Origin of the sequence: Desulfonatronospira sp. MSAO_Bac3 (assembly GCF_003838035.1) — a bacterium.
GTDB classification, from domain to species: Bacteria; Desulfobacterota; Desulfovibrionia; order Desulfovibrionales; family Desulfonatronovibrionaceae; genus Desulfonatronospira; species Desulfonatronospira thiodismutans.
This window is the reverse complement of record NZ_QYZY01000390.1, coordinates 1-1,867: the sequence shown is the minus strand read 5'-3', so window position 1 is coordinate 1,867 and position 1,867 is coordinate 1. Positions and strand designations below refer to the sequence as shown.

The window sequence follows — 1,867 nt, the reverse complement described above, 5'->3', positions numbered from 1 at the left end:
TGATCAGCTCTTTGCTCCAGGACTTCATGGAGATACCACGGCCTCCAGGGAAAACCTGTCTCTTTCCCCTGTCCTAGTTACCGGAGCACTGAACCTGACCCTGCTGAAAAGAAAAGAGTCTTCCATGGCCTCCAGGACTGCCGTGGCCGAATCAGCTTCTCCCTGAATGTCCACCTGGGTTTCAAAACAGGCAAATGATGACAGCCAGGCCGTATCCGGAACTACCCGGGTAACTTCCGCCAGTATCTCCAACGCCTGGGGATAGGCTTTTTGCCTGTTGACCAGGGCTGTGATTTTTTCCTTAAGCTCCAGATTTTTCTCTGCCAGTTCTCTTTGTTCCTGCGCCATGTGGGCTGTTTCCGCGATTTTCTGTTCCAGTCCGGCCAGATATCTCTTATGGCCCAAATACCCGCCCAGAGGCCAGAAAGCCACGGCAAGCAGGAAAAATGCAAGCCCGATAACTGCCAGGTATGTTGCCATTTTTTGCTGCCTGCGTATCTTTAGAGGCAACACGTCAATACTTATGCCCTGCAGAAATTTATCCCCATGATCATCCCGGACATGGGCCAGATTCAGGGCAACAGCCTTCCCGGGTTTCAGGCCCATGCGGTCAAGGATTGCCCCTGCATCATCGCGTGCCCCCCACAAGTAAAGATCGGCGGGTAGATGGGGCATGCTGCTTAAAAGTTTTTCGGCCTCCTGAACAAACAAATCTTCATCCTCTGCCCAGGTATGCAGAAAGCCCCTTGCCCCGGAGTGCACCAGGATTTCACTGTAGCCGGCGCTCAGACTGACGTAGATGCCCTCGCCTTTTTTCCGGGCCCAGTAAAGAAGAGAAGGGAAAACCTCCTGAACTGTCATCCCGGCTGAAGCAGCAGCCTTCAAAAAGGCAGACAGGGCCTTATCAGGTATGGCCAGGGTGAAAATATCCAGGCGCTCCCCGTCTTCCCTGCTTTGATAAGTGATTCGGGCAGCTTCTGGATCATAGGGCAGATGACGCATCAGGGCGTATCTGACCGCTTCGTCCAGATTCCGGGCAGCCGCTGCGGGCAGGGTAAAAGAGGCCAGGGAGAAATGCCTGAGGGGCAGTCCCAGCATGCATAAACCTGCGGAACCGGAGGGCATGGAAGTTCGGGCCAGGCTTAAAACAGTGGACAGGTCGCCTTCAGGACCCAGATCATATTCCTGTTCAAATCCCCCGGCAATACGCCCGGGCAGCCCCCTGCCCGCCCTGCGCACCAGGACCCTGTCCGGAAGTACGAAAATAATGCTCTCCCAGGTGCAAAAAGGAGCAAGCAACTTTTCCAGCAAAATTTGCCTCACAATTTCAATCCATGTGCCGGGCTGACTGCTCACTGTGCACAGGCAGACCGGATATTTTTGCTCCCTGTCTGCCGTCCTCAAGCAGAATAAAGGCACTCACCAGGGCCTGCCCTGATCCCTGAACAGTATAATACCTGCCCACTTCATCCAGGACGCCGGGGGGCAGTACCTCTCCAAGCTGGGCCAGCCTGCTTATGGGTTCCAGGTTTCTTTTGTCCACAATTTCCTGTACGGAGTCCGCGTCCAGACCGGCCAGGACGAATGTCTCCGGGGATGCGCTGTTTATATCCAAACTCTTTGCTTCTCCATAAACATGAAAAAAATGAATGAGTCCGGGATGATCATCTGTTCCGTACAGGAGATGCCTGTTCACTCCTTTGACCAGCAAAAGTTCTCGCATATCCTGAATCTGTGCGTTTTTGGGCAGATAGGGAGAGGGCAGGGACAGGTAATAATCCTTTTCCGCCCCGCCCGGTCTTTGCAGATCATCCTCATCAATCCAGTCCAGGATGGAATTGGCTGTAGCAGAAATCTCGGCGCTTCC

The 1,867-nt window shown here is 53.8% G+C and carries 2 protein-coding genes; both read right to left on the bottom strand.

The window, feature by feature from the left end; all coding sequences use genetic code 11:
• Nucleotides 1-24 precede the first annotated feature (24 nt).
• Nucleotides 25-1,311, bottom strand: coding sequence for a PilN domain-containing protein (locus D5S03_RS13705; protein WP_287044484.1), 1,287 nt, complete (start codon nucleotides 1,309-1,311; stop codon nucleotides 25-27).
• Nucleotides 1,312-1,327: 16 nt separating this feature from the next.
• On the bottom strand, nucleotides 1,328-1,867 hold a 540-nt coding region (locus D5S03_RS13700), incomplete at its 5' end, for a type II secretion system minor pseudopilin (protein ID WP_287044483.1).